This is a genomic window from Burkholderia cepacia ATCC 25416 (assembly GCF_001411495.1).
Lineage (GTDB): Bacteria > Pseudomonadota > Gammaproteobacteria > Burkholderiales > Burkholderiaceae > Burkholderia > Burkholderia cepacia.
The window spans coordinates 2374156-2398960 of record NZ_CP012981.1 but is presented as its reverse complement, the minus strand read 5'-3'; the positions used below and the strand labels follow the sequence as shown (position 1 = coordinate 2398960).

Sequence of the window (24805 nt, the reverse complement as noted above, 5' to 3'; positions counted from 1 at the left end):
GCATCGCATCGGTCGTGACGATCAGAGCCGCTCTTCGACCCAGCCCTTCACGCCCGCCAGCGCGCCGGGCAGGTTCGCCGGCTCGGTGCCGCCTGCCTGCGCCATGTCCGGGCGGCCGCCGCCCTTGCCGCCGACCTGTTGCGCGACGAAGTTCACGAGCTCGCCGGCCTTGACCTTCTTGCTCGCATCCGGCGTGACGCCGGCGATCAGGCTGACCTTGCCGCCTTCGACGGCCGCCAGCACGATCGCCGCGCTCTTCAGCTTGTCCTTCAGCTTGTCGACCGTTTCGCGCAGCGTCTTCGCGTCCGCGCCGTCGAGCGTCGCCGCCAGCACGTACACGCCGCCGATTTCGACGGCCTGCTGCGCGAGCTCGTCGCCCTGGCTCGACGCGAGCTTCGACTTCAGCGCGCCCAGCTCCTTCTCGAGCGACTTCACCTGGTCCTGCACCTGCGCGATACGCTGCGTGAGTTCCGACGGCTGCGCCTTCAGCGCCGCTGCCGCTTCGTTCACACGCGCGTCGAGCTCCTGCACGTAGCGCAGCGCGTTGTCGCCGGTGATCGCCTCGACGCGGCGAATGCCGGCCGCGACGCCGCCTTCGACGACGATCTTGAAGAAGCCGATGTCGCCGCTGCGGCTCACGTGCGTGCCGCCGCACAGTTCGCGCGAGAAGCCGAGGTCGAGCACGCGCACTTCATCGCCGTACTTCTCGCCGAACAGCGCCATCGCGCCGCCCTTCACGGCTTCGTCGTACGGCATCACGCGCACGATGCCCGGCGCGTTGGCCAGGATTTCGTTGTTGACGATCTGCTCGACGCGACGGATTTCGTCGTCGGTCATCGGTGCGTTGTGCGCGAAGTCGAAACGGGTCTTTTCCGCGTCGACCAGCGAACCCTTCTGCTGCACGTGCGCGCCGAGCACTTCGCGCAGCGCCTTGTGCATCAGGTGGGTGGCCGAGTGGTTGCGCTGCGTGCGTGCACGACGGTGCGCGTCGATCTCCGCGCGCAGCACGTCGCCGACCTTCAGCGTGCCCTGCTCCAGCGTGCCGTGATGGCCGATCACGTCGGCCTGCACCTTCAGCGTATCGGCCACCGCGAAGCGCGTCGCGGCGTTCGCGAGCACGCCCTGGTCGCCGACCTGGCCGCCCGATTCCGCATAGAACGGCGTGTGGTCGAGCACGACGACCGCGTCCTGGCCGGTCTTCGCTTCGTTGACCGACGAACCGTCGACGTACAGCGCGACGACCTTCGCGTCGTCGAACGCGATTTCCTCGTAACCGTGGAACGTGGTCTTCGCGCCCGTGTATTCGAGGCCCTGCGTGGCCTTGAACTTGCCGGCCGCGCGCGCCTGCTCGCGCTGGCGCGCCATCGCGTCGTCGAATGCCGGCTCGTCGACCGTCATCCCGCGCTCGCGGCACACGTCGGCCGTGAGGTCGAGCGGGAAGCCGTAGGTGTCGTGCAGCTTGAATGCGAGCTCGCCGTCGAGCACCTTGCCGCCCTTTGCCTCGACGTCGGCCAGCGCGGCCTCGAGGATCGACATGCCGTGCTCGATCGTCTCGAAGAAGCGCTCTTCTTCCTGGCGCAGCACGTCGGTCACGCGCTGCTCGGCTTCCTTCAGCTCCGGATACGCGACGCCCATCTCGGCGACGAGGTCGGCCACCAGCTTGTGGAAGAACGCGCCCTTGCGGCCGAGCTTGTAGCCGTGGCGGATCGCGCGGCGCACGATCCGGCGCAGCACGTAGCCGCGGCCTTCGTTGCCGGGAATCACGCCGTCGACGATCAGGAACGAGCATGCGCGGATGTGATCGGCGATCACCTTCAGCGAGTTGTTCGTGAGGTCGCTGATCTCGGTCACGCGCGCGGCGGCCTTGATCAGGTTCTGGAACAGGTCGATCTCGTAGTTGCTGTGCACGTGCTGCAGCACCGCGGCGAGACGCTCGAGGCCCATGCCGGTGTCGACCGACTGCTTCGGCAGGCGCGTCATGTTGCCCTGCGCGTCGCGGTTGAACTGCATGAACACGAGGTTCCAGATCTCGATGTAGCGGTCGCCGTCTTCTTCAGGCGACCCCGGCGGGCCACCCCACACGTCCGGGCCGTGGTCGTAGAAGATTTCGGTACACGGGCCGCACGGGCCGGTGTCGCCCATCGTCCAGAAGTTGTCCGACGCGTAGCGCGCGCCCTTGTTGTCGCCGATGCGGATGATGCGCTCGGTCGGCACGCCGACTTCCTTCGCCCAGATGTCGTAGGCTTCGTCGTCTTCCTGGTACACGGTGACCCACAGCTTGTCCTTCGGCAGCTGGTACACCGTGGTCAGCAGTTCCCACGCGAACTTGATCGCGTCGTGCTTGAAGTAGTCGCCGAACGAGAAGTTGCCGAGCATCTCGAAGAACGTGTGGTGGCGCGCCGTGTAGCCGACGTTCTCGAGGTCGTTGTGCTTGCCGCCCGCGCGCACGCTGCGCTGCGCCGTCGTGGCGCGCGAGTACGGACGCGGGTCCGTGCCGAGGAACACGTCCTTGAACTGGACCATGCCCGAGTTCGTGAACATCAGCGTGGGGTCGTTACCGGGCACGAGGCTCGACGAGCGGACGATCGTGTGGCCCTTCGATTCGAAGAATTTGAGAAATTTCTCGCGGATTTCGGCAGCTTTCATGGCGTGCGGGGACAGTCTGGCAAAGACGGCTTCAAACGCCGGCGCCCTTGGGCGGCGCGCGGCGGCATGGATTCGGAAACGGTCGATTATACGGGATCGGGGCCGGCTTCCGGGCAAAGCGCCGGCAAAGCGGCTCGGCCATCCGGACGGCCCGGCTGGGCCACCCGGATGGCCGATTCGCCTTAAGATGCTCGGCATGCCAATTCGCCTTGCCCGCCAAGGCCAGCCATGAAAGGAGACGATTCGACGATGGGTGCCCTGAGCCATATCCGCGTGCTGGACCTCACCCGCGTGCTCGCGGGCCCGTGGTGCGCGCAGACGCTTGCCGATTTCGGCGCGGACGTGATCAAGGTCGAGCGCCCGGGCGCCGGCGACGACACGCGCCACTGGGGGCCGCCGTACCTGAAGGACGCGGACGGCGCGGATACCGCCGAGGCCGCGTACTACCTGGCGGCGAACCGCAACAAGCGCTCGGTGACGGTCGACATCGCCACACCCGAGGGCCAGCAGATCGTGCGCGAACTCGCCGCGCAAAGCGACGTCGTGCTCGAGAACTACAAGGTCGGCCAGTTGAAGAAATACGGGCTCGATTACGAATCGCTGCGCGCGGTGAAGCCCGACCTCGTCTACTGCTCGGTCACCGGCTTTGGCCAGACGGGCCCGTACGCGCATCGTGCCGGCTACGACTTCATCGTCCAGGGGATCGGCGGCTTCATGAGCATCACCGGCGAGCGCGACGGCGAGCCGGGCGGCGGCCCGCAGAAGGCCGGCGTCGCGATCGCCGACCTCGCGACCGGCCTCTACTCGACGATCGCGGTGCTCGCCGCCCTCACCCACCGCGACCGGACGGGCGAAGGCCAGTACATCGACATGGCGCTGCTCGACGTGCAGGTCGCGCTGCTCGCGAACATGAACACCAACTTCCTCGCGAGCGGCAAGCCGCCGGTGCGCTGGGGCAACGCGCATCCGAACATCGTGCCGTACCAGACGTTCCAGACGAGCGACGGGTGGATCATCGTCGCGGTCGGCAACGACGGGCAGTTCCGCAAGTTCGTCGAGGCGGGCGGCCGGCCCGAGCTGGCCGACGACGAGCGCTTCGCGACGAATCCGTCGCGCGTGCGCCACCGCGACACGCTGGTGCCGATCCTCGCGGACATGGTGAAGGCGCGCGGCAAGGCCGACTGGATCGACGCGCTCGAAGCGGCCGGCGTGCCGTGCGGGCCGATCAACGATCTCGACGAGGTGTTCGACAACGAGCAGGTCGTCGCGCGCGGCATGCAGGTGTCGCTGCCGCATCCGAGCGGCGCGGACGCGAAGCTCGTGCGCAACCCGATCCGGATGAGCGTGACGCCGCCCGACGCGCGTACCGCCCCGCCGCTGCTCGGCGCACAGACCGACGACGTGCTGCGCGACATGCTCGGCTACGACGACGCGAAGATCGCCCGGCTGCGCGCTAAACAGGCGATCTGAGAGGCGATCCGAGAGGCGATCCGGGCACGGCGCCCGGCGCGGGTGCCGGCGGGCAGGCGGCGGCCGCCGCCGCCCCGCCGCGCGCCGTCAGCCGCGGCGGGCGAGCGCGTCGAGCCAGCCGCGCGCCTCGGGCCAGTCGCCGAGCCCGCTGTCCGCATTGATGTGGCCGCGCGGGCCGATATCGTGGAAAGCGCTGCCCCATGCGTTCGCGCAACCGCGCGCGAACGCAAGCGAGCCGTACGGATCGTCGCTGCTGGCGACGACGCAGGTCGGAAACGGCAGCCGTTCGAGCGGCACGGGCCCGAAGCCGTGCGCATCGGCCGGAAACGCGGGGCCGCCCGGGTCGGGCAGCGCGACGAGCAGCGCGCCGCGCACCTTCGCGAGCGCGGCCGGGCGCGCATAGCGGGTCGCCCACCACGCGGTGGTGAGCGTGCCGAGACTGTGGCCGGCGATCAGCACCGGCCCGGGCGCGGCTTCGACCGCGCGATCGAGCGCGAGACACCAGCCGTTGCGGAACGCACGGTCCCAGTCGGGCATCGCGACGCGCGAGAAACGTGCATCGGCACGCTCCCAGCGGCTCTGCCAGTGAAGCGGGCCCGAATTGGCGTAACCCGGCAGGATGAGAACGGGAAATGAGCTCATGGAAGGTGCGTCGACGGGTGAAATCGTTATATGGCGTCGACGCAGTGTCGCACACCCGTTCCTCCCTGATGCTGCCTGTCTGAAACCGGAAGGATGTGCAAGGGGCCGGGACGCGTGCGGGACGGCGTCGCGACCGGACGACGAGCCGCGTGGCACGCGGCTCGCGTCATGTCATCGATCAGCGCACGTTCGCGCCGACGATACCGCCCGCCGCGGCGCCGGCGACCGTGCCGAGCGGGCCGCCCGTCACCAGGTAACCGAGCGCGCCGCCGGCGGCCGCGCCGATGCCGGCATTGCGCTGCGTATGCGTCATGGCGCACGCGCCGAGTTGCGACAGGGCCGCGACGATCACGGCGGTACGAACGATAAACGTGGTCTTCTTCATCATGATTGTTGGTGTCCTCTCGCCGCGCGGTTATGCGAACGGCGGTATCGAATCGGTGAAGCCATCATAGGCAACGCCAAACGGCCCGGGCAATCCGATTTACGTCGTGTTACAGCCGACACAATATCGAGATAATCCGTCGAAACCCGTGCCTGCCGCGCCGCCAGCCGCGCGGGACGGACCCCGGTCAGGTAGAATCACGGGATTAAACCGGCGCGACGCGCCGACACAACCTGACGCCATCCGCATGAGCACCGAACGCAACGACGCCCCCGCGGCTTCCAATTTCATCCGCAACATCATCGACGACGACAACCGCACCGGCAAATGGGGCGGCCGCGTCGAAACACGCTTCCCGCCCGAGCCGAACGGCTACCTGCACATCGGCCACGCCAAGAGCATCTGCCTGAACTTCAGCGTCGCACGCGACTACGGCGGCGTGTGCCACCTGCGCTTCGACGATACGAACCCGGAAAAGGAAAGCGTCGAGTACGTCGACTCGATCGTCGACGCGGTGCGCTGGCTCGGCTTCGACTGGCGCAAGGACGCGGTCGATCACCAGTACTTCGCGAGCGACTACTACGACAAGCTGTACGAATTCGCCGAGCTGCTGATCCAGCGCGGCAAGGCGTACGTCGACAGCCAGAGCGCGGAAGAAATGCGCGCGAACCGCGGCTCGCTGACCGAAGGCGGCAAGCCGTCGCCGTTCCGCGACCGCACGCCGGAAGAAAACCTCGACCTGTTCCGCCGCATGAAGGCCGGCGAGTTCAAGGAAGGCGAGCACGTGCTGCGCGCGAAGATCGACATGGCTTCGCCGAACATGAACATGCGCGACCCGGTGATCTACCGGATCCGCTACGCGCACCACTACCGCACCGGCGACGCGTGGTGCGTGTACCCGATGTACGACTACACGCACTGCATCTCGGATGCGCTCGAAGGCATCACGCATTCGCTGTGCACGCTCGAATTCGAGGATCACCGCCCGCTGTACGACTGGGTGCTGAACGAACTCGCGGAAGCCGGCATGTTCACGCGCCCGCTGCCGCAACAGATCGAATTCTCGCGGCTGAACCTCACGTACGCGATCACCAGCAAGCGCAAGCTGCTGCAGCTCGTCACCGAAGGCCACGTCGACGGCTGGGACGACCCCCGGATGCCGACGATCGTCGGCGTGCGCCGCCGCGGCTTCACGCCGGAGAGCATCCACCTGTTCTGCGAGCGGATCGGCGTGACGAAGATCGATTCGTGGATCGACATGAGCATCTTCGAAGGCGCGCTGCGCGACGACCTCGACGACAAGGCAGCGCGCACGGTCGCCGTGCTCGATCCGCTGAAGCTCGTGATCGACAACTACCCGGAAGACCTCGAGGAAGCGTGCACGGCGCCCGTGCATCCGCACCATCCGGATCGCGGCGTGCGCACGTTCCCGATCTCGCGCGAGCTGTGGATCGAGCGCGAGGATTTCGTCGAAAACCCGCCGAAGGGCTATTTCCGCCTGTTCCCGGGCAACAAGGTGCGCCTGCGCTACGGCTACGTGATCGAGTGCACGGGCTTCGACAAGGACGCCGACGGCAACGTGACGGCCGTGCACTGCAACTACTTCCCGGACAGCAAGTCGGGCACCGAAGGCGCGAACAACTACAAGGTCAAGGGCAACATCCACTGGGTCAGCGCGAAGCATGCGCAGCCGGCCGAAGTGCGGATCTACGACCGCCTGTTCAAGGAGCCGCATCCGGACGCGGGCGGCGCGAACTTCCTCGAGGCGCTGAATCCGGATTCGAAGAAGATCGTCCAGGCATACGTCGAGCCGGGCAACAGCGACATCGCGCCGGAAACGCGCGTGCAGTTCGAGCGTCACGGCTACTTCGTGGCCGATCGTGTCGATTCGAAGCCGGGCAAGCCCGTGTTCAACCGGATCGTCGGGCTGCGCGACAGCTGGGGCAAGCCGGCCTGACGGATCGGACAGGCGCGGCGCCGGTCGCCCGCGCCTGACCCGTTCGTCATGCTCGGACAACGGCTGCGCCGATGCGCAGCCCGACCGGCCGCTCGCCGGGGCAGCCTGCCCCGAATGCCACGCCAGGAACCGTCGTCATGCCCTATTCGCTGCAGGCCATCGTCGCCAGATCCGGCGCATTTGCGTCCGCGCCGCTGCCGCGCGGGCTGCACGTCGTCCGCCTGCGCGGCGACATCGACATGATCCCGCTCGACACCGCGTTCCGGGACGCTCACGCCATCCCGTTCTGCCCGTTGACCGACGGGGACGACACGGTGCTGCCGCCGGCACTTCTGTCGCTGTGTGAACAGTTGAGTGCGCTCGCTGCACTGGCTTATGTCGAAGCCGAATTCTTCGGCGGCAGCGGCACCCAGGCGCATGCGCGCTTCGCGGATGGCCGCGCAAGCGGCCCGCTCGTCGTGTCGGACCACGCGATCAACGAAGCGCTTCGCGAACTCGGCGTCGCCAGGGGCGACGCGTTCGACGAATTCGAAGCGATCGGCCTCGACCAGCATCGCGACACCGATCGATGGCTGACCTGACTCGCCGGCGGCGAATCGGACGAACCATGAAAAAACCGGCTTGCGCCGGTTTTTTTATTGCCTGCCGGGGTTACGCGCCCGTCAACCGCCGATGCAGATCCACCAGCGACAGCTTCGTGCGAAACAGCCGCGCGAGGCTGCGGCTCGCATACGCGTCGATGTCGGCCGGCACGGTCCAGCGATACGCATCCATCTCGGGAATCATCGAGCCGTCGCGGCGGCTCGGAAACAGCGACGTGCACGTGCACTGCGCGGGATCGATCTCGCCTTCGGCCACCTGCACCGCGAACAGGTGCAGATCCTTGTCGTGCCGGTACGCAAAGCGGCCGAGATCGAGCAACCGGGCCGGCGCCAGCGCGATGCCGGTTTCCTCGAGCAGTTCGCGCAGCGCGGCGTCGGCCGGCGATTCGCCCGGCTCGCCCTGCCCCTTCGGGATGTCCCAGTGCGTGGTGTCCGTCGCGTGCGCGAGGAACACGCGGCCGGCCGCATCGAGGATCACGACGCCGCACGACACCGTGCGCGGCGCGTCGCCCCGCTTCATCACGCGCGTGCTCAGCGCTTCTGCAACTGCCACTTGCCCGCGTCGGTCTTGCAATAGACGGGCTTGAGCGTCATCGTCTGGCCCTTCGCGGTGATTTCGGTGGCGATTTGGCGGCAGGTCTTGCCGTCCGTCTCGGTCGTGGTCGGCGTGAGCTTCGCATCGATCTGCGTGCCGCGGCCGCTGCTCTGCCACGCCGTGGTCTCGCCGTCCTTGCCTTCGTCGCGCACCTGCGCGGCGGCCTTCGCGAGCGACGCGCGGTCGGCCTTGCTGAAGTAGCTGAGCGGCGTGTCGTTCAGGAAGTTCAGGTTGTTCTGCGCATGGGCGGGCAGCATCGCGGCTGCGCACGCGGCGCCGGCCAGCACGCGCGTGACGACGGAAAGGGATGCACGCATCGACATGTTGTTCTCCTTGGATGTTCGATCGAACGGCGCACCGCGCATGCCGGCGAACTGGCACGCACACTGCGCCTGTCAGCGAGCGAGGATAGCATGCGTGCCGTCCGCACCGCCTACTAGTGGCCGCCCGGCGCGGCCGCTTGCTGATATCCGTCAGTCAACGTGCCGAGGAAGGCGATCACGTCCTTGATCTCGGCCGCGTTCAGCGCCGGCTGCTCGCCGCGCTTGCGGTCGAACGGCGCCTCGCGGTTGATGTTCGGCCAGTAGCGTTTCGGCAGGTCGTCATAGATCTGCACCTTGCCGTGCACGACCGGATAGAACTTCTCCGGATGAATGTCGCGCTCGACGTAGAAGCGCATCACGTCCTCGAGCGTGTGATAGACGCCGTTGTGGAAGAACGTCTTGCGCAGCGCGACGTTGCGCAGCGACGGCGTGCGGAACAACCCGCAGAATTCGTCGCGGCCCTTCAGGTCGGTACGCTCGGGGCCGCACGCGCCGAGGTCGTGAAAGCGCGGGTCGCGATTGACGGGCAGCGCGCGATTGCGCGGCACCGCGATCGCGATCAGCCCGAAATCGCTGAACTGCGGCGGCGTGCCGTCGAGTGCGCGCTGGCTGATGTGGCAGCTCGCGCAGTTGCCCTTCTTCTCGTCGTTGAACAGCTGCAGGCCGCGCATTTCGGCCGGCGTGAGCTGCGCATGGCCCGCGAGATACGCGTCGTACTTGCTCGTGTACGGCGAGAACAGCTCGGGCGTCTGCTCGAACGTTTCGAGCGCGCGCAGCACGGCCTTGAACGTGGCCGCGTCGTCGTCGAGCACCTTCACGCCGAACACCGCGCGGAACTCCTCCGCGTACGGCGCGGCCTTCACGGCCTGCGCGACCTTCGCCGGCGAGCTGTTCATCTCGAACGGCGACGTGAGCGGAATGCGCGCCTGCTCGGCGCCCGTGTCGACGCGGCCGTCCCACGTGAGGCCGCCCGTCGGGCCCGCATCGACGCTTTCGTCGCCTTCGTCGTCGGAATCGTGGAAGTGCTCGGTGAACTGCGGCACGCCCTGCAGGTACTTGAGCGACGGCACCGCACGAAAGCCCGGATGCTTCATGTCGTCGCCGCCGAACTGCACGTCCAGCGCATTGGGCGGCCCGAATGCGTGATCGGGGCTGTGACACGACGCGCACGCGAGCTTGCCGGAACCTGACAGCGTAGGGTCGAAGAAAAGTTGCTTGCCGAGCGCCGTCATCCGGCGCACGCCTTCGTAAACTTGTGCCCGCGTCTGCGGCTGGTTCGTCGCGACCACGGCGCCGCTCGCGGCAACCGTTGCGGACGCAACGGGGTGCGCGCCGCCCGGCGCGCTCGCAGCCTGTGCGGACGGCGCACCGGCACCGGGCTGTCCGTCACAGCCGGCAACGGTGACGAGCGTGGCGGCCAGCGCGAATGCGCCGGCGAGATGCAGCCACGAACGCGCGAATGCGCCGGCTGTCGGTTGGCGAGGCTTCATCGATTCGTCGGAAAGTAGGTTCAGGAGCGGCCGGAGTTTATGTCAGCCGCATGACCGTTGCATGACGACTCATCGACAGCCAATCGAAAGGACGCCTACACCCGCCTGTCAAATCGCACCCTCAAAATGCGTGCAGCCGGACATGCCACGGCCACCTCGCGAACCGGTGGTACACGAATGCGCCGGTTCCCCACGCGACAAGAGAGAGATAGAGAGTACAACGGATGAAAAACCACGCCTGGATTCGCTTTACACCGATCGCCGTTGCCGCGGCTGCCGCCCTCACCGCCTGCGGCGGCGACGACGTGCAGCAGCAAGGCCTGTCGACGGTCAAGAACGTCGTCGTGATCTACGCGGAAAACCGCAGCTTCGACAACCTGTACGGCAACTTCCCCGGCGCGAACGGCCTGCAGAACGTGACCGCGGCCAGCGCGCAGCAGAAGGACCGCAACGGCCAGCCGCTCGCGACGCTGCCGAAGGCCTGGGGCGGCCTGACCGCGAAGGGCGTGACGCCGGCCGTGACCGAGGCGATGACGGCGAACCTGCCGAACGCGCCGTTCGCGATCGACGACCCGAACGGCTTCAACACGCCGATGAGCGTGACGACGCGCGACCTGTATCACCGCTTCTACGAGAACCAGATGCAGATCAACGGCGGCAAGAACGACATGTTCGCCGCATGGGCCGACTCGGGCGGCCTCGTGATGGGCCACTACACGCCCGACGCGACGAAGCTGCCGCTGTGGAAGATCGCGCAGCAGTTCACGCTGGCCGACAACTTCTTCATGGGCGCGTTCGGCGGCTCGTTCCTGAACCACCAGTACCTGATCTGCGCGTGCGCGCCGTTCTACGCGAACGCGGACAAGAGCCCGGCCGCCGGTTCGATCTCGGCCGTCGCCGCCGACGGCAAGTCGCTGCAGCTCGCGAGCAACTCGCCCGCTTCCGCGCTCGACGGCGCGCCGAAGTTCGTGAACTCGGGCAACCTGACGCCGGACTTCTACGCGATCAACACGATGCAGCCGCCGTACCAGCCGAGCGGCAACAAGGCGGCGTCGGGCGGCGATCCGAACCTCGCCGACCCGTCGGCCGCGACGACACTGCCGCCGCAGTCGCAACAGAACATCGGCGACCTGCTGACCAACGCGGGCGTGTCGTGGGCGTGGTACGGCGGTGCGTGGAACCAGGCACTGCAGGCCGCGCAAAGCGGCACGGCGAACGTGATCTACGGCCCGAACATGACGGCGCCGAACTTCCAGCCGCACCACCAGCCGTTCAACTACTACGCGAACCAGGCGCCGGGCAGCACGAGCCGCGCGCAGCACTTGCTCGACGGCGGCACCGACGGCAGCGAGTTCATCAAGGCGATCGACGCGGGCACGCTGCCGCAGGTCGCGTTCTACAAGCCGCAGGGCAACCTGAACGAGCACCCGGGTTACACGGACGTCGCAAGCGGCGACCAGCACATCGCGAACGTGCTCGCGCACCTGCAGGCGAGCCCGCAGTGGAAGAACATGGTCGTGGTCGTCACGTACGACGAAAACGGCGGCTTCTGGGATCACGTGTCGCCGCCGAAGGGCGACCGCTGGGGCCCGGGCACGCGCATTCCGGCGCTGATCGTGTCGCCGTTCTCGAAGAAGGGTTTCGTCGACCACACGCAGTACGACACCGCGTCGATCCTGCGCTTCATCACGCGCCGCTTCTCGCTGCCGCGCCTCGCCGGCCTGCAACAGCGCGACGACGCGCTGAAGGCCAACGGCGGGCAGCCGATGGGCGACCTGACGAACGCGCTGCAACTGTCGCCGAACCTGTAACGGCATCGCGACAGGCGGGCCGGTGTCATCGCCGGCCCGAATGCACGAAGGGCGGCCTCCCGGCCGCCCTTTTTTCATCGGTGCGCGCGCGTCACCAGCCGTACTTCAGCTCGACCCCGACATAGTCGGCGTTGTGCCCGCCTGCCTCGCGGATCGCATCGCCGACCTGGAAATGCACGGCCTCGACCGCACCGATCAGGTTCGCGGCGATCGTCCAGTCGGCACGCAGCTGCACGTACATCCCCGTCCACGACCCGCCCTTGCCTGCCGTGCCCGGCACCACCGCATTGCCCTGCTGGTAGACCGCATCGCCGGTCGTCTCGCGCCACTGGAAACCGAGCGCACCGAGCAACGACAGGTTCGGCGACGGCTTCAGCGTCACCGACGGCTTCACGTGGATCAGGTTCGAATACCCGGTGAAGCCGGCGAGCGTGAAGTAATAGCCGTTCGGAAACAGCGGATTGAAGGTCTCGACCCGGCCGTCGTGCGGATGCCTGTCGCCCGACGCCGCATCGACCTGCAGCGCGATGCGCGGCGACCACGGCGCGTCGAGCCGGTAGCCGGCGATCGAGCCGACCGCCCACGCGCGGATCGTGCTGCTGCCGACCGTGCCCGTCTGCAGCATCGTTTCGAGATCCCAGTCGAAGCGGCCGTGCGTGCCGGTGTAACGCAGGTCCCACACGTCACGGCGCTCCGCGCCGCTCGCATCGAGAAAGCGCGCGCTGCTGCGGTTATAGCGCGACCAGTAGCCCGACAGGTCGCCGGGCCCGACCGACTGCCGCTCGAAGCGCACGCCGCTGAACGTGAGGTCGCGGTTCGACACGTCGTCGAACGCGGACACGGTGCGGTTCTGCACCGGCTGCGTCGCATACGCGATGAAGCGCCACTTCCGGTACTCGTAGTCGGCCCACACCGCATCGAACGCCAGCCGCACGTTCGGGCCGTCGCGCGCGGCGATGAAACGCTGCAGGTCGAACGCCATCTCCTGCCGGCCGACGCGGAATTTGAACGTCCCGCCGCCGAGCGCGCCCGTGTAGGTCGCGAACGCCTGCTCGAGATCGAGCGGGTTCCTGTCGACCGGCGAGATCGTGTTCTTGCCGAATGCGCGGTCGTCCTGCAACTGCACGAAGAACTGCCAGTGCTGGCCCAGATGCGCGTCGGCATGCACCTCGACACGCTGGATCAGGTACGTATCCGATTGCGCGGAGCCGATGCCGAACAGCGGCGCGTCGTTGGTCTCGAGGCGCTCGCGCAGGTTCACGCCGAGCGACAGATAGGAAGCCGGATCGTTACCGAGCGGGATATATTTCAAGCCGTCGAGCGGTGCGCGCGGCACGCACGGATTCGCGAGCACCGACCAGTCCTCCTGCCAGCGGTTGAACAGCACGGTCGGCCGCTTGGCCGTGCAGGTCGCGGCGGGTGCGCCATCGGCGGCGGCCGGTGCGGTCTCCGCATCCGCTCGAGCCGCATCGGTACCCGCGAGCAGCAGCCCCGCGACGAGCGACGCGCGGGCAAGCCGGTCGAGGCGAGCGGCTCGCGGCATCGCCCGAAGCTGCCCGACCGCCGCGGCCGTTCGGTCACGCTCGCGTGCATCCGCGCGACCCGCTCGCCGGTCGCGGCCGCCGCGCAGCCCGCCGCGCCGCCCGATCACGCATGCTCCCGCGCGGCGGTGCCGGCGGACATCCCCGCGCAGGCCGCCAGTCCCGCGAGCGCGACGGCCGGAGCCAGAAGCGCCCAGAACCCGAGATAGCGAAAGCCCAGCGCGCCGGCCATCGCGCCGAGCGCGAACGCGACGATCGCCGGCCACATCTTCGCGAAGCGCGCGCGTGCCGCCGTGCGCACGCTGTCGGGCGTGCCGGCGGACAGCAGGTCGACGACGTCGAGAATCGCCTGCGTGACGTTGCCGGTCATCACCGTGTTCGGCACGCCGGCGCGCGCGATCACGCGCGGATGCGCGTTCTGGATGCCCATCGCGAACGTGCCGACGATGCCGGCCAGCAGCACCGGCAGGCTGTCGGATTGCGTGACGGGCGACGCCCACACGCCGGCCGCGCAGAAGCCGAGCAGCAGCACGGCCTGGACCGCATGCAGCGCCCGCGTGCCCTGCCACGCGGGCCGCCCGGAAAACGCGCGCGCGATCAGGCTGCTCGCGACGACACCGCACACGAACGCGGGAAACACGCTCAGCTTCAGCAGGACGCCCTGGCCGAACCCCGCGGCCCCCGCGCCGATCAGCACGAAGTTGCCGGTCACGTGCGCGGTGAACAGCCCGAACAGCGCGACGAAGCTCAGCGTGTCGACGAAGCCGGCCACCGCGGCAAGAATCGTGTCCTCGTGCTTCATCGCGCCGCACCCGCGTGGATCTCGGCGACATAACCGCCGGGGAACCGGACCAGCGCCGCGTCGCGCCCGTCCGCCGTGTACGGCGGCACGAGCACGTCGACGCCGGCCGCCCTGGCTTTCTCCAGCGTTGCGGCCAGGTCGGGCACCTCGTAGCCCGTCGTCTCGTGCCCGTACGGATAAGGCAGGTGGCCGTCCGTCACGAGCACCGTCATCTTGCCGAAGCCCGACGTGATGCGAATGCGGCGATAGGTGTCGTTCGGGCGGCCGATCTCGACGCCGGGCGCCTTCAGATCGTCCGAGAGCACCTTGCCGTTCGAGAACTTGACGAAGTCGTGCACGAACTTGCGCACGCTCTGCGGCGACACGTACACGCGATTCTCGGGGATCGTCTGCAGTGCGTCGTACTTCGGCGCCTGCGTGTGCCAGTAGAGCTGCATCTTCACGCCGCCCGTCCACGCGATCACCGCATCGCGGCCGATCGGATCGGGAAACGTGTCGACGATCACTTCCGCGCCGTGCTCGCGCGCCACCTTCATCGCCGCATCCATGTCGGTGACGAGATAACCCGTGCGCTCCGCGCCGAACGGCCAGGGAGTCGGCGTCTTGAAGCCGAACACCGAGATCGTGCCGGCCGGCGTGAACACGAGCTGCGACATCGTCTGGCTTGGCGTCGGCGTGACCTGGAACACGCCCTGCTTCGACTTGCTGCCGCCGAACGTCGCGACGAAGCTGTCGGTGAAGCGATCGAAATCTTCCGGCGCCACGTACACGTGCGCCGTGTCGTATTGCGGCCCGACGGCGAGCGTCGGCGTGGCCGCCGGCAGGACGGGCGGCTTCGCGTACGCGGCCGGCGCCGCGACGAGGCCTGCGGCGATCGCCAGCGCGAGCAAGGCGGAACGAATCGATTTCATGACTGGATGTCCTTGTTGTTGATCGTCATCGAGTGGCACGGCCGTTGCCGGCCGGATACGTCGCATCGGCGAGCCGCGTCGCGAGCACGAGTGCCGCGATCAGCCCGAGATGCTCGAAAAAGCTGTTGAGCGCCATGAAACGCGCGGCGCCCGTCTGGTTCCAGAAGTCGTTCGCCACCGCCATCGCGACGAGCGTCAGCATGCCGAGGCCGCCGGCGCCGAGCCACGTGAAGCGGCGAAACACGATGCACAGCGAGCCGCCGATCTCGACGACGACCGCCAGTGCAGCCCACAACGCGGGCGGGTGCAAACCGAAATGCGCCTGCTCCGCGATTGCTGCGTCGAAGTGCATCGCCTTGTTGATCCCGCCGATCAGAAAGGCGGACACGAGTGCAAGTCGAACCAGCGCGCCGATCCACGGCTGCGCGAGCAGCGCACAAATCCACGCGGGGCTGTACCGGCCGGTTGTCGTCGCCATGTCAGACCGCCCAGCAGGAACAGCCGAACGCGCCCCAGAAGCCCTTCGCGTCCGACGTCGGCAATGCGCTGCCCCACGCGCTCGCGTGCGCATGCTGGTGCACGTTGCACGCATTCGCGCAGCCGCACATCGCGGCGGCCGCCGCCGCGCGTTGCAGCGGTGCGCCGCTGCGCTGCGTCGCGCCCCAGCCGCCGTAGCCGCCGTACTCGCGCACAGGCGACCAGTCCGGCATCGCGGGCGGAATCGGCGCGTCATGCGACGCGAACGGGCCCGCGCCCCACACGATCCGGCCGCCGACCACCGTCAGCAACGCGGTCGTGCCCGCGATGTCGTCCTCCGCGCACGCGAAGAAGTCGCGATCCGGCACGACCACGTCGGCCAGCTGCCCGACCGCGATCCGCCCTTTCTTGCCGACCTCGTTCGAGAACCACGTCACGTATTCGGTCCACATGCGCAGCGCGGTCTCGCGATCGAGCAGGTTGCGCTGCGGATACATGCGCAGCCCGCCGATCGTCTTGCCCGTCACGAGCCAGGACAGCGACACCCACGGGTTGTACGACGCCACGCGCGTCGCGTCGGTGCCGGCCGACACCTTGAGGCCCTTCGACAGCATCTTCGCGACCGGCGGCGTCGCTTCGGCCGCCTGCGCGCCGTAACGCTCGACGAAGTATTCGCCCTGGTACGCCATCCGGTGCTGCACCGCGATGCCGCCGCCCAGCGCCGCGATACGATCCATCGACTTTTCGGTGATGGTTTCCGCGTGATCGAAGAACCAGTTCAGCCCTTCGAGCGGGATGTCCTTGTTCACCTTCTCGAACACGTCGAGCGCGCGGCTGATCGTTTCGTCATACGTCGCATGCATGCGCCACGGCCAGCGGTTCTGGGCGAGCACGCGCACGACGCCCTCGAGATCGTCTTCCATCTGCGCCGGCAGGTCCGGACGCGCGACGCGGAAGTCCTCGAAGTCGGCCGCCGAGAACACCAGCATTTCGCCCGCGCCGTTGTTGCGGAAGTAGTCGGTGCCGTCGTGATACTTCGTGCTCTTCGTCCAGTTCACGAAGTCTTCCTTCTCGGCGTTCGGCTTCTGCGTGAACAGGTTGTACGCGATCCGGATCGTCATCTCGCCCGCGTCGTGCAGCTTGCGGATCACCTCGTAGTCGTCCGGATAGTTTTGCGAACCGCCGCCCGCGTCGATCACGCCGGTCACGCCGAGACGGTTCAGTTCGCGCATGAAGTGGCGCGTCGAGTTGTACTGGTATTCGAACGGCAGCTTCGGCCCCTTCGCGAGCGTCGCGTACAGGATCGTCGCGTTCGGGTTCGCGAGCAGCAGCCCGGTCGGGTTGCCCGCGGCATCGCGCAGGATCGTGCCGCCCGGCGGCTCCGGCGTGTCCTTCGTGTAGCCGACCACGCGCAGCGCGGCCGCGTTCAGCAGCGCGCGATCGTACAGGTGCAGGATGAACACCGGCGTATCGGGCGCGGCCGCGTTGAGTTCGTCGATCGTCGGCAGGCGCTTCTCGGCGAACTGGTGCTCGGTGAAGCCGCCGACCACGCGTACCCATTGCGGCGCGGGCGTGATCGCCACCTGCCGCTTGAGCATGTCCATTGCAACCGCGAGCGACGGCACGCCGTCCCAACGCAGTTCCATGTTGTAGTTCAGGCCGCCGCGAATCACGTGGCAGTGGTTGTCGATCAGGCCCGGCAGCGCGCCGCGGCCCTCGAGATCGACGACCTTCGTCGCGCGGCCCGCGAGCGGCATCACGTCCGCGTCGTGGCCGACCGCGACGAAGCGGCCGTCCTTGATTGCGACGGCGGTCGCGACGGGGTTCGCGCGGTCGAGGGTCGTGAACCTTCCGTTGTGAAGGATCAGATCCGGTTGAGTGGCGGGTGCGTTCATCAATGTGTCCTCGATCCAGTCAGAAACCGAGCCAGTGACGGACCGGTGCGACGGCCGCGACGCCGGCCAGCATGCCGGCCAGCCCGACCAGGGCAATCAGCGGCGGTGCGGGCGAGCGCACCTTGACCACGCTGTACATGACGCCGACCAGCATGCCGGCACCCAATGAAACGACATACGATTCCATACGCTCCTCACGACTGGATTAGAATGACCCGCATTTCCGCCCGCACGGGCGCCATGCGCACGCGGCGCGATCCGCTGCCGCCCCACCCGCTTCGCTTGCCCGCCACGCCTTCCAGCCATGCAACATCTTCCCGATCTCGAAGCCTGGGCCATCTTCGCGCGCGTCGCCGAGACCGGTTCGTTCGCCAAGGCCGCCGACCTGCTCGGCGTATCGCAACCGACCGTGTCGAAAGCGATCGCCCGCCTGGAAAAGCGCCTCGGCGCGATGCTGCTGTACCGCACGTCGCGCAAGCTGTCGCTCACGCCGACCGGCGAGCTGCTGCGCGATCGCGCGATCCGGCTGCTCGCCGATGCCGAGCTGATCGAAGGCGAAGCCTCCGCGCATGCGCTCGAACCGCACGGCCTCGTGCGCGTGAACGCGCCGATGTCCTACGGCCTGTGCAATCTCGCGCCGCTGTTGCCCGCGTTTCTCGAGCGCTATCCGCGCGTCGACGTCGACCTCGTGCTGACCGATCACTTCGTCGACATCGTGTCCGGCGGCTTCGACGTCGCGATCCGGATCGCCGAACTGAACGATTCGTCGCTGCGTGCGCGCCGCCTGTGCGCGGTGCGCCGGCCGCTCGTCGCGTCGCCCGCGTATCTCGACCGGCACGGCCGGCCGACTCATCCGAGCGAACTCGACCAGCACGTATGCCTGACCTACACGAACATTCCGACGCCCGAATACTGGCGCTTCCGCCACAAGACGTCGGGCGAGGAATTCGGCGTGCCGGTGCGCGGGCGCATTCGCGCGAACAACGCCGACGTGCTCTGCCCCGCGCTGATCGCCGGCCAGGGCCTCGCGCTGCAGCCGTCGTTCCTGGTGTGGAACGAGTTGCAAAGCGGCGCGCTCGAGGAAGTGATGCATGACTGGAAAATTCCCGATATCAACGTCAACCTCGTCACGCCGCCCGGCATGCTGCGCGCCGCGCGCGTGACGGCGTTGCTCGATTTTCTCGTCGAACACCTGTCGCACGCGCCGTGGGCGCTGCCGCCCGTCTGACCGGTCGGCAGCATGCGGCCGGTTACTTCGCCGGCACGGCCGGAATCGACTCGTGCGGCGTCGCGGTGCGCTGGGCGGCCTTGTGGACCATCGTGTACGCGTAGTCGACGCCCATCCCGTACGCGCCCGAGTGTTCCTTCGCGATCGCCATCACCGCGTCGTAGGTGTCGCGGCGCGCCCAGTCGCGCTGCCATTCGAGCGCGACCTGCTGCCAGGTGACCGGCACGACGCCGGCCTGGATCATCCGCTGCATCGCGTAGTCGTGCGCGTCCTTCGACGTGCCGCCCGACGCGTCGGCCACCATGTAGATCTCGTAGTCGCCTTCGAGCATCGCGCAGAGCGCGAACGTCGTGTTGCAGACTTCCGTCCACAGGCCCGACACGACCACCTTCTTGCGGCCGTTCGCGGCCAGCGCGTCGCGCACCTTCTGGTCGTCCCACGAGTTCATCGACGTACGTTCGAGCGTCTTCTGGTTCGGGAACACGTCGAGCAGTTCGGGGTAGGTGTAACCCGAGAAGCTGTCGCTTTCGACCGTCGTGATCGTGGTGGGGATGTTGAATGCCTTCGCGGCCTTGGCGAGCCCGACGACGTTGTTCTTCAGCGTCTGGCGATCGATCGACTGCACGCCGAACGCCATCTGCGGCTGCTGGTCGATGAAGATGATCTGGCTATTGTGGGGAGTGAGGACTTCAAGTTTGGCGTTGCTCATGGCGCGAATCATCCTTTGGTCTGGAAACGTTCAAGGCTTGCCTCGACCGGGATGGCGGAGGAGCCGGCTGTGCGTTGCTCCGGATTGGCGTGTTCCGGTTGCAGCCATTTAATCGGAAAAGTCGCGGCTCGAACATCCAAGAAATGGAATCGATCGAATTCCGAAAGAGGGGGTCTCCGAGGGCTGTCCGCCCTTTTTTTCCGCACGTAAACCCGATACGCTTCCAGCACATTGAAGGCACCGCCTTCGCGCCCGATCAGCCTATCACGAGAGGTTTTCATCATGAAACCGTATTTTCTGTCGCTGTTCGCCGGCATCCTCGCCGGTGTCATCTACGGCGCGCTCGGCGTGAATTCGCCGGCGCCGCCGATCATCGCGCTCCTCGGCCTGCTCGGCATGCTGGCCGGCGAGCAGATCCTCCCGCTCGCGCGCCGGATGCTGTCCGGCCACCGGCTCAATACCGCATGGCGCGACGCACAATGCAGCCAGCACATGTTCGGTACGCTGCCGGGCGGCGCCGCCAACGACCGCAAGCCGTCGTGACGCCAGGCTCATGACCAACGTCGAACTGTTTCATTACCTGCTGCTGTTGATCTGCGGCGCGGGCGCGCTCACGTGGCTCGCCGAACGCATCTCGATTCCGCCGGCCGTCGTGCTGCTGCTCGGCGGCTGCGTGGTCGCGGTCGCCGGCAAGCGTGTGCCCGACATGGACCCGGCGCTGCTGCTCGTGGCCGTGCTGCCGCCGCTGCTGATGTCGAGCGGGTTCTACACCGCGTGGAAGGAATTCCGGCAGGAGCTCGCATCGATCGCGTCGCTCGCGCTCGGCGCGGTGGTGTTCACCACCGTCGCGGTCGCGCTCGCCGTGCATGCCGTGAACCCGGCGCTGCCGTGGGCCGCCTGCTTCACGCTCGGCGCGATCGTGTCGCCGCCCGACGCGGTTGCCGCGAAGGCGATCCTGCAGCGCCACCCGCTGCCCGCGCGGCTCGTCGCGGTGCTCGAAGGCGAGAGCCTCGTCAACGATGCGTCGGGTCTGCTGCTGTACCAGATGGCCGTGTCGGCCGCGCTGGCGGTATCGATCACGGCCGCCAGCGCCACCGGCCTGTTCTTCTCGCTGACGCTGATCGGCATCGCGGTCGGCCTCGCGTGCGGCCATGCGATGTGCTGGGTGCTGCCGCGCCTGCGCGACCCGATGCTCGGCATCGTCGTGACCTTCGCGATGGCGTGGGGCAGCTACGGGATCGCGGAAGCCGTCGACGGCTCGGGCGTGCTGTCGGTGGTGACCTGCGGCCTCGTGCTCGGCGTGCGCCAGCATCGCGTGTTCGACGCCGACATGCGGATCAAGGCGAAGGCGACCTGGGAAGCGATCGTGTTCGTGCTCGACGCGCTCGTGTTCATCCTGATCGGCCTCGCGCTGCACGCGATCCTCGCACGCGTGAACCACGAAGGCGCGGTGCTGATGGCCGGCCTGCGCGTCGCGCTGCCCGCCACCGCCGCCGCGATCGGCGCGCGCCTCGTGTGGGTGTTCGTCGCGATGTGGCTGCCGGGCCGCCTGCGCGCGCCGCGCGCGGGCCACGCTCCGTGGTCGTGGCGCGAAGCCGTCGTGCTCGGCTGGTCGGGCATGCGCGGTGTCGTGAGCCTCGCGGCCGCGATCGCACTGCCGGCCACCTTCCCCGGCCGCGACCTGATCCTGTTCAGCACGTTCCTGCTGATCATCGCGACGCTCGTCGTGCAGGGCGGCACGCTCGCGCCGCTGATCCGCGTACTGAAGCTGCGCCCGGCCGCGCGGCACACGATGTCCGAACACGCCGTGCGCGCGCACACGTTCGGCGCGGCGCTCGCCGAACTCGACGCGCTCGAACAGCGCGGGTCGAGCCTCGAACGCCCTTCGCTCGACCGCCTGCTCGCCGAATACCGGAACCGCGTGACCTTCAACGAACGCGCGCATCGTCATGGCACCGAACCGGCCAACGTGCGGGCGCGCATGCTGCGCGTCGAACTCGACCTCGTCGGCGTGTCGCGCCGTGCGCTGCTCGACCTGCATCGCGACGGCAAGGTCGACGACACGGTGCTGCACCGGATCGAATCGGAACTCGATTTCGAGGAGCTGCGCCTGCAGCGCCTGCTCGAACCCTGAAGCCCGGCCAAGCCGCCGCCTCCCCCTTTCTCCTTATGGAACCGCAATGAGCGAACTGTCAGTCGAAGCAAGCATCGGCGCCGTCGATTACCTCGTCCACTTCACCGACGGCGTCCACCAGTGGCGCGCCGACGAGCCCACGCCGCTCGGCGGCGGCGACACCGCGCCGACGCCCGTCGCGCTGCTGCTGTCGAGCCTCGGCGCATGCACCGCGATCACGCTGAAGATGTATGCGCAACGCAAGGGCTGGCCGCTCGCCGAAGTGCACGTGAAGCTCGCGCACGAATCGGGCAGCGCGGGCAGCACGATCGTGCGCCGCATCACGCTCGACGGCGACCTGTCCGGCGAACAGCGCGAACGCCTGCTGCAGATCGCGAACGCATGCCCGGTGCACAAGATCCTCTCGCATCCGATCACCATCGACACGGCGATCGCCTGACGCGCCCCGCACCGACCACGAGAATCCCCACCATGTCCGCCTCGATCAAGACCCTGCTCACGCCGCGCGAAAGCGACATCGGCAACCTCGTCGTGCGCCGCGTGCTGCCCGCGCGCGCCGCGCGCCTCGTCGGCCCGTTCATCTTCTTCGACGAGATGGGGCCGGCCGTGCTGCCGGCCGGCCGCGGCATCGACGTGCTGCCGCATCCGCACATCGGCCTCGCGACCGTCACCTACCTGTTCGACGGCTCGCTGATGCATCACGACAGCCTCGGCTTCCGGCAGAAGATCGTGCCGGGCGACGTGAACTGGATGACGGCCGGCCGCGGCATCGTGCATTCGGAGCGCTCGCCCGACGAAGACCGGCCGCGCGAGCAGCCGGTGCACGGGATCCAGACCTGGGTCGCGCTGCCGGTCGAGCATGAAGACACCACGCCCGCGTTCGTCCATCATCCGGCCGACACGCTGCCGTCGTTCACGCGTGACGGCACGACCGTGCGCGTGATCGCGGGTACCGCGTTCGGGCTCGCGTCGCCGGTCGCCGTGTTCTCGCCGACGCTCTATGCGTATGCGGAATTCGCGGCAGGCGGCACGCTCGCGCTCGATGCCGAACATGAGGAACGCGGCGTGTACCTGGTCGACGGCGACCTCGCCATCGACGGCACGCCGCTCGCCCCCGCGACGATGGCCGTGCTCGAACCCGGCGCGACCGTGGCGCTCGCCAGCGCAAGCGGCGCACGCGTGATGCTGCTCGGCGGTGCGCATCTGCCGGGCGAGCGTTTCATCGAATGGAATTTCGTGTCGAGCACGCGCGCGAAGATCGACGCGGCCCGCGCCGCGTGGGCCGATCAGACCTTCGGCAAGGTGCCGGGCGAAGAAAACGAATGGACGCGCCAGCCGGAACGCAAGGCGCAACAGGCGCAATAGGCCCAATAGGCCCAATAGGCAGGATCGCCCGCAGGCAACCGACGGCCGGCACGCATGCCGGCCGTCGTCCCGTCCGTGTTACGTCGACGGTTTCAATCCCATCAGCTTCGCCAGTGTCGGCCAGCGGTCGAGCGACTCGATGAACGCACGGCGCGCCTGCTCGTCGACATAGCGCCCGGGATCGAGCGCGGGCAGATGCCGCGCGAGGCCGAGCACGTCGTTCGGTTGCGACAGGCGATCGTCGTCGCCGTCACCGTGAAGCATTACTGTTCGTCGATCCATACGCCATCCGGAGTTTTCACCGAGTAACCCTCGGCCGTCTGCATCGTCACCGTGCCCTCGTTCTCGCCGACCATCCGCGTGCGCGGCAGGTCGGCCGCGTATTGCGCGAGCGTCGTGCCCGGCTTGAACGGGCTGTTCGACACGAGGTTCGACAGCAGTTGCGCGAGCGCGAGGAAGCTGGTCGGCTGGTCGATCACGGTCGTCGCGCCGTGATTGCCGGCAAAGCCGACGAGCCGCACGCCCACCGGCCCGTGCACGATGCGCGGCGTCGGGATCTCGCGCAGGCCCGCGACCTGGTACTTGTCGCCGCGCAGCGCGGCGCCGTGCTCGGGCACGAACACGATCACCGCACGGCGGCCGGATTGCGCGATCAGGTCGGCGAGGCGGTCGAAGTCGTTCATCATCTTCGTCACGCGCTGCGGATACGAGTCGATGCTCGTCAGCGAACTGCCGACGATCCGGTTGCCGTCGTGCAGGCTGATCGTGTTGTAGTACAGCGCGACCGGGCCTTGCACCGACGCGCGCTGCGCATACCAGTTCGCGAGCGTCGTGTAGTCGTCCTTGATCGCCGAGCCGTCGAACGCGTGCATCGCAACGGGCGCGGCCGCGTTCGAGATCATCGGCGCGTCGGCCACGCCGATGTTGTCGTGGATCACCTGCAGGAAATTGTCGAAGTGGCCGTCGTGGTTCAGCAGCGACTGCACCGAGTAACCGGCGCTCGCCAGTTGCGAGAACAGGTGGCACTGCTGCGGCGCGGGTTTGTACAGGTCGGCGTGCGCTTCCTGCCCGCAGCTCGCGCGCAGCACGCGGATCGCCGCCGGGCCGCTGTAGCTCGCGGCCGTGCTGAAGTTCGAGAACAGGTAGTCGAAATGGCTCAGCATCGGATGGTTGCGCGCCTTCGCGGCATCGAGGTCGTCCCACGACAGCGAGCAGATGTGCAGCACGATCACGTCGAACTGTGCGGCCGGATCGCTGCCGAGGTGGCCGAACGCGACCTGTCGCTGCGACTCCTGCGTGCGGAACGTCGCGAGCGCGGCGTTGTGGTCCTCGGGCTGGCCGGCGAGCGTCGTGCCCGCCGCGTTCGCCTGCTGCGGAAGCGGCGCGACGACGCGCGCCATCAGCCCGCTGCCGGCCTGCCACAGCGGCATCACGACCAGCACGGCCAGCACGAAGGTCGCGACGCGCAGCCAGCGGTTGACGATGAAGTAGACGATCAGCACACCGGCCACCGTCAGCACCAGCACTGGCGGCAGCAGGCGCGGCAGCAGCTCCATCCAGTAGTCGAAGCGGAACGTGCTGACTTCCCGCGCGGCCTCGGCGAGACGGGCAAGCGGCGGCGCATGCAGCTCGCGCGCGAGCAGCGGCACCGCGATCGCGATCGCGACGACCTGCCGGACGATGCGCCACGCACGCCGCCGGATCGGCGCGCTCATCGCGAGCGCCACCGCGAACGCGAGGTTCGCGAGCCAGAACGGCTGCAGGTGCCCGGTCGCGAACAGCGCGAACTTCAGGATGAAATACAGATTCCAGAACGTCATCT

General features: G+C 68.0%; 25 protein-coding genes. 9 read left to right on the top strand and 16 right to left on the bottom strand.

Going from position 1 to position 24805, the window contains the following annotated elements; genetic code table 11:
* Window positions 1-21: 21 nt before the first annotated feature.
* Window positions 22-2646, bottom strand: a complete 2625-nt coding sequence (gene alaS, locus APZ15_RS10880) for an alanine--tRNA ligase (RefSeq protein ID WP_027787755.1) — start codon at window positions 2644-2646, stop codon at window positions 22-24.
* A gap of 249 nt (window positions 2647-2895) precedes the next feature.
* On the opposite strand from alaS, the gene APZ15_RS10875 reads away from it, so the two are divergent.
* Window positions 2896-4116, top strand: coding sequence for a CaiB/BaiF CoA transferase family protein (locus APZ15_RS10875; RefSeq protein WP_027787756.1), 1221 nt, complete (start codon window positions 2896-2898; stop codon window positions 4114-4116).
* A gap of 87 nt (window positions 4117-4203) precedes the next feature.
* Here APZ15_RS10875 and APZ15_RS10870 read toward each other — a convergent pair whose 3' ends face one another.
* On the bottom strand, window positions 4204-4758 hold the full coding sequence (locus tag APZ15_RS10870; protein ID WP_027787757.1) for an RBBP9/YdeN family alpha/beta hydrolase: 555 nt from the start codon (window positions 4756-4758) through the stop codon (window positions 4204-4206).
* A gap of 178 nt (window positions 4759-4936) precedes the next feature.
* The gene (locus tag APZ15_RS10865) at window positions 4937-5146 is read right to left on the bottom strand and encodes an ornithine acetyltransferase (protein WP_011351716.1); all 210 of its coding nucleotides are present in this window, start codon (window positions 5144-5146) and stop codon (window positions 4937-4939) included.
* Between the two features lie 244 nt (window positions 5147-5390).
* Here APZ15_RS10865 and APZ15_RS10860 point away from each other — a divergent pair, with 244 nt between their 5' ends.
* On the top strand, window positions 5391-7100 hold the full coding sequence (locus tag APZ15_RS10860; protein ID WP_027787758.1) for a glutamine--tRNA ligase/YqeY domain fusion protein: 1710 nt from the start codon (window positions 5391-5393) through the stop codon (window positions 7098-7100).
* Window positions 7101-7237: 137 nt separating this feature from the next.
* The gene (locus APZ15_RS10855) at window positions 7238-7681 is read left to right on the top strand and encodes a hypothetical protein (RefSeq protein ID WP_049097074.1); all 444 of its coding nucleotides are present in this window, start codon (window positions 7238-7240) and stop codon (window positions 7679-7681) included.
* Between the two features lie 70 nt (window positions 7682-7751).
* On the opposite strand, the gene APZ15_RS10850 is transcribed toward APZ15_RS10855, so the two are convergent.
* The 3 genes from APZ15_RS10850 to APZ15_RS10840 form a co-directional block, all read right to left on the bottom strand.
* Window positions 7752-8222 carry an NUDIX domain-containing protein gene (locus tag APZ15_RS10850; protein WP_027787759.1) on the bottom strand — a complete coding sequence of 157 codons (471 nt, stop codon included), beginning with the start codon at window positions 8220-8222 and terminating at the stop codon, window positions 7752-7754.
* Between the two features lie 11 nt (window positions 8223-8233).
* A complete protein-coding gene (locus APZ15_RS10845) occupies window positions 8234-8620 on the bottom strand; it encodes a hypothetical protein (protein WP_027787760.1) in 387 nt (128 codons plus the stop codon).
* A 113-nt stretch (window positions 8621-8733) separates the two neighbouring features.
* The gene (locus tag APZ15_RS10840) at window positions 8734-10110 is read right to left on the bottom strand and encodes a cytochrome-c peroxidase (RefSeq protein WP_027787761.1); all 1377 of its coding nucleotides are present in this window, start codon (window positions 10108-10110) and stop codon (window positions 8734-8736) included.
* Between the two features lie 224 nt (window positions 10111-10334).
* Here APZ15_RS10840 and APZ15_RS10835 point away from each other — a divergent pair, with 224 nt between their 5' ends.
* Complete coding sequence (locus APZ15_RS10835) at window positions 10335-11921, top strand: acid phosphatase (RefSeq protein ID WP_027787762.1); 1587 nt, start codon at window positions 10335-10337, stop codon at window positions 11919-11921.
* A gap of 91 nt (window positions 11922-12012) precedes the next feature.
* Here APZ15_RS10835 and APZ15_RS10830 read toward each other — a convergent pair whose 3' ends face one another.
* From APZ15_RS10830 to APZ15_RS10805, 6 genes are all read right to left on the bottom strand, one after another.
* Window positions 12013-13464, bottom strand: coding sequence for an alginate export family protein (locus APZ15_RS10830; RefSeq protein ID WP_027787763.1), 1452 nt, complete (start codon window positions 13462-13464; stop codon window positions 12013-12015).
* 104 nt (window positions 13465-13568) lie between these two features.
* Window positions 13569-14264, bottom strand: a complete 696-nt coding sequence (locus APZ15_RS10825) for a YoaK family protein (RefSeq protein ID WP_027787764.1) — start codon at window positions 14262-14264, stop codon at window positions 13569-13571.
* Entirely contained in the window at window positions 14261-15175 is a 915-nt protein-coding gene (locus APZ15_RS10820; protein ID WP_027787765.1) for a VOC family protein, read from the bottom strand. The genes APZ15_RS10825 and APZ15_RS10820 overlap by 4 nt, the downstream gene beginning before the upstream one ends.
* 25 nt (window positions 15176-15200) lie before the next feature.
* The gene (locus tag APZ15_RS10815) at window positions 15201-15653 is read right to left on the bottom strand and encodes a DoxX family protein (protein WP_027787766.1); all 453 of its coding nucleotides are present in this window, start codon (window positions 15651-15653) and stop codon (window positions 15201-15203) included.
* 1 nt (window position 15654) lies between these two features.
* The gene (locus APZ15_RS10810; protein ID WP_027787767.1) at window positions 15655-17547 is read right to left on the bottom strand and encodes an amidohydrolase; all 1893 of its coding nucleotides are present in this window, start codon (window positions 17545-17547) and stop codon (window positions 15655-15657) included.
* Between the two features lie 19 nt (window positions 17548-17566).
* Window positions 17567-17734 (bottom strand): DUF1427 family protein, encoded by a 168-nt coding sequence (locus APZ15_RS10805; RefSeq protein WP_021160826.1) that lies wholly within the window; start codon window positions 17732-17734, stop codon window positions 17567-17569.
* Between the two features lie 117 nt (window positions 17735-17851).
* On the opposite strand from APZ15_RS10805, the gene APZ15_RS10800 reads away from it, so the two are divergent.
* Window positions 17852-18775 (top strand): LysR family transcriptional regulator, encoded by a 924-nt coding sequence (locus APZ15_RS10800; protein ID WP_027787768.1) that lies wholly within the window; start codon window positions 17852-17854, stop codon window positions 18773-18775.
* A gap of 22 nt (window positions 18776-18797) precedes the next feature.
* On the opposite strand, the gene APZ15_RS10795 is transcribed toward APZ15_RS10800, so the two are convergent.
* Both APZ15_RS10795 and APZ15_RS40850 read right to left on the bottom strand, forming a co-directional pair.
* A complete protein-coding gene (locus tag APZ15_RS10795; protein WP_027787769.1) occupies window positions 18798-19484 on the bottom strand; it encodes a hydrolase in 687 nt (228 codons plus the stop codon).
* Between the two features lie 8 nt (window positions 19485-19492).
* Window positions 19493-19768, bottom strand: a complete 276-nt coding sequence (locus APZ15_RS40850) for a hypothetical protein (protein ID WP_138143315.1) — start codon at window positions 19766-19768, stop codon at window positions 19493-19495.
* Here APZ15_RS40850 and APZ15_RS10790 point away from each other — a divergent pair.
* From APZ15_RS10790 to APZ15_RS10775, 4 genes are read left to right on the top strand one after another with little or no spacing between them, the layout of a single operon-like run.
* Complete coding sequence (locus APZ15_RS10790; protein ID WP_027787770.1) at window positions 19767-20027, top strand: DUF1427 family protein; 261 nt, start codon at window positions 19767-19769, stop codon at window positions 20025-20027. The two genes, APZ15_RS40850 and APZ15_RS10790, sit on opposite strands and share 2 nt — an antisense overlap.
* A gap of 10 nt (window positions 20028-20037) precedes the next feature.
* The gene (locus APZ15_RS10785) at window positions 20038-21618 is read left to right on the top strand and encodes a cation:proton antiporter (protein ID WP_027787771.1); all 1581 of its coding nucleotides are present in this window, start codon (window positions 20038-20040) and stop codon (window positions 21616-21618) included.
* A gap of 46 nt (window positions 21619-21664) precedes the next feature.
* Window positions 21665-22057, top strand: coding sequence for an OsmC family protein (locus tag APZ15_RS10780; protein WP_021160831.1), 393 nt, complete (start codon window positions 21665-21667; stop codon window positions 22055-22057).
* A gap of 32 nt (window positions 22058-22089) precedes the next feature.
* Window positions 22090-22983 (top strand): pirin family protein, encoded by an 894-nt coding sequence (locus tag APZ15_RS10775; protein WP_027787772.1) that lies wholly within the window; start codon window positions 22090-22092, stop codon window positions 22981-22983.
* Window positions 22984-23061: 78 nt separating this feature from the next.
* On the opposite strand, the gene APZ15_RS10770 is transcribed toward APZ15_RS10775, so the two are convergent.
* On the bottom strand, window positions 23062-23265 hold the full coding sequence (locus APZ15_RS10770) for a hypothetical protein (RefSeq protein WP_027787773.1): 204 nt from the start codon (window positions 23263-23265) through the stop codon (window positions 23062-23064).
* Window positions 23247-24803: a cellulose biosynthesis protein BcsG gene (gene bcsG / locus APZ15_RS10765; protein ID WP_027787774.1), complete on the bottom strand. Its 1557-nt coding sequence runs from the start codon at window positions 24801-24803 to the stop codon at window positions 23247-23249. The genes APZ15_RS10770 and bcsG overlap by 19 nt, the downstream gene beginning before the upstream one ends.
* Window positions 24804-24805 lie beyond the last annotated feature (2 nt).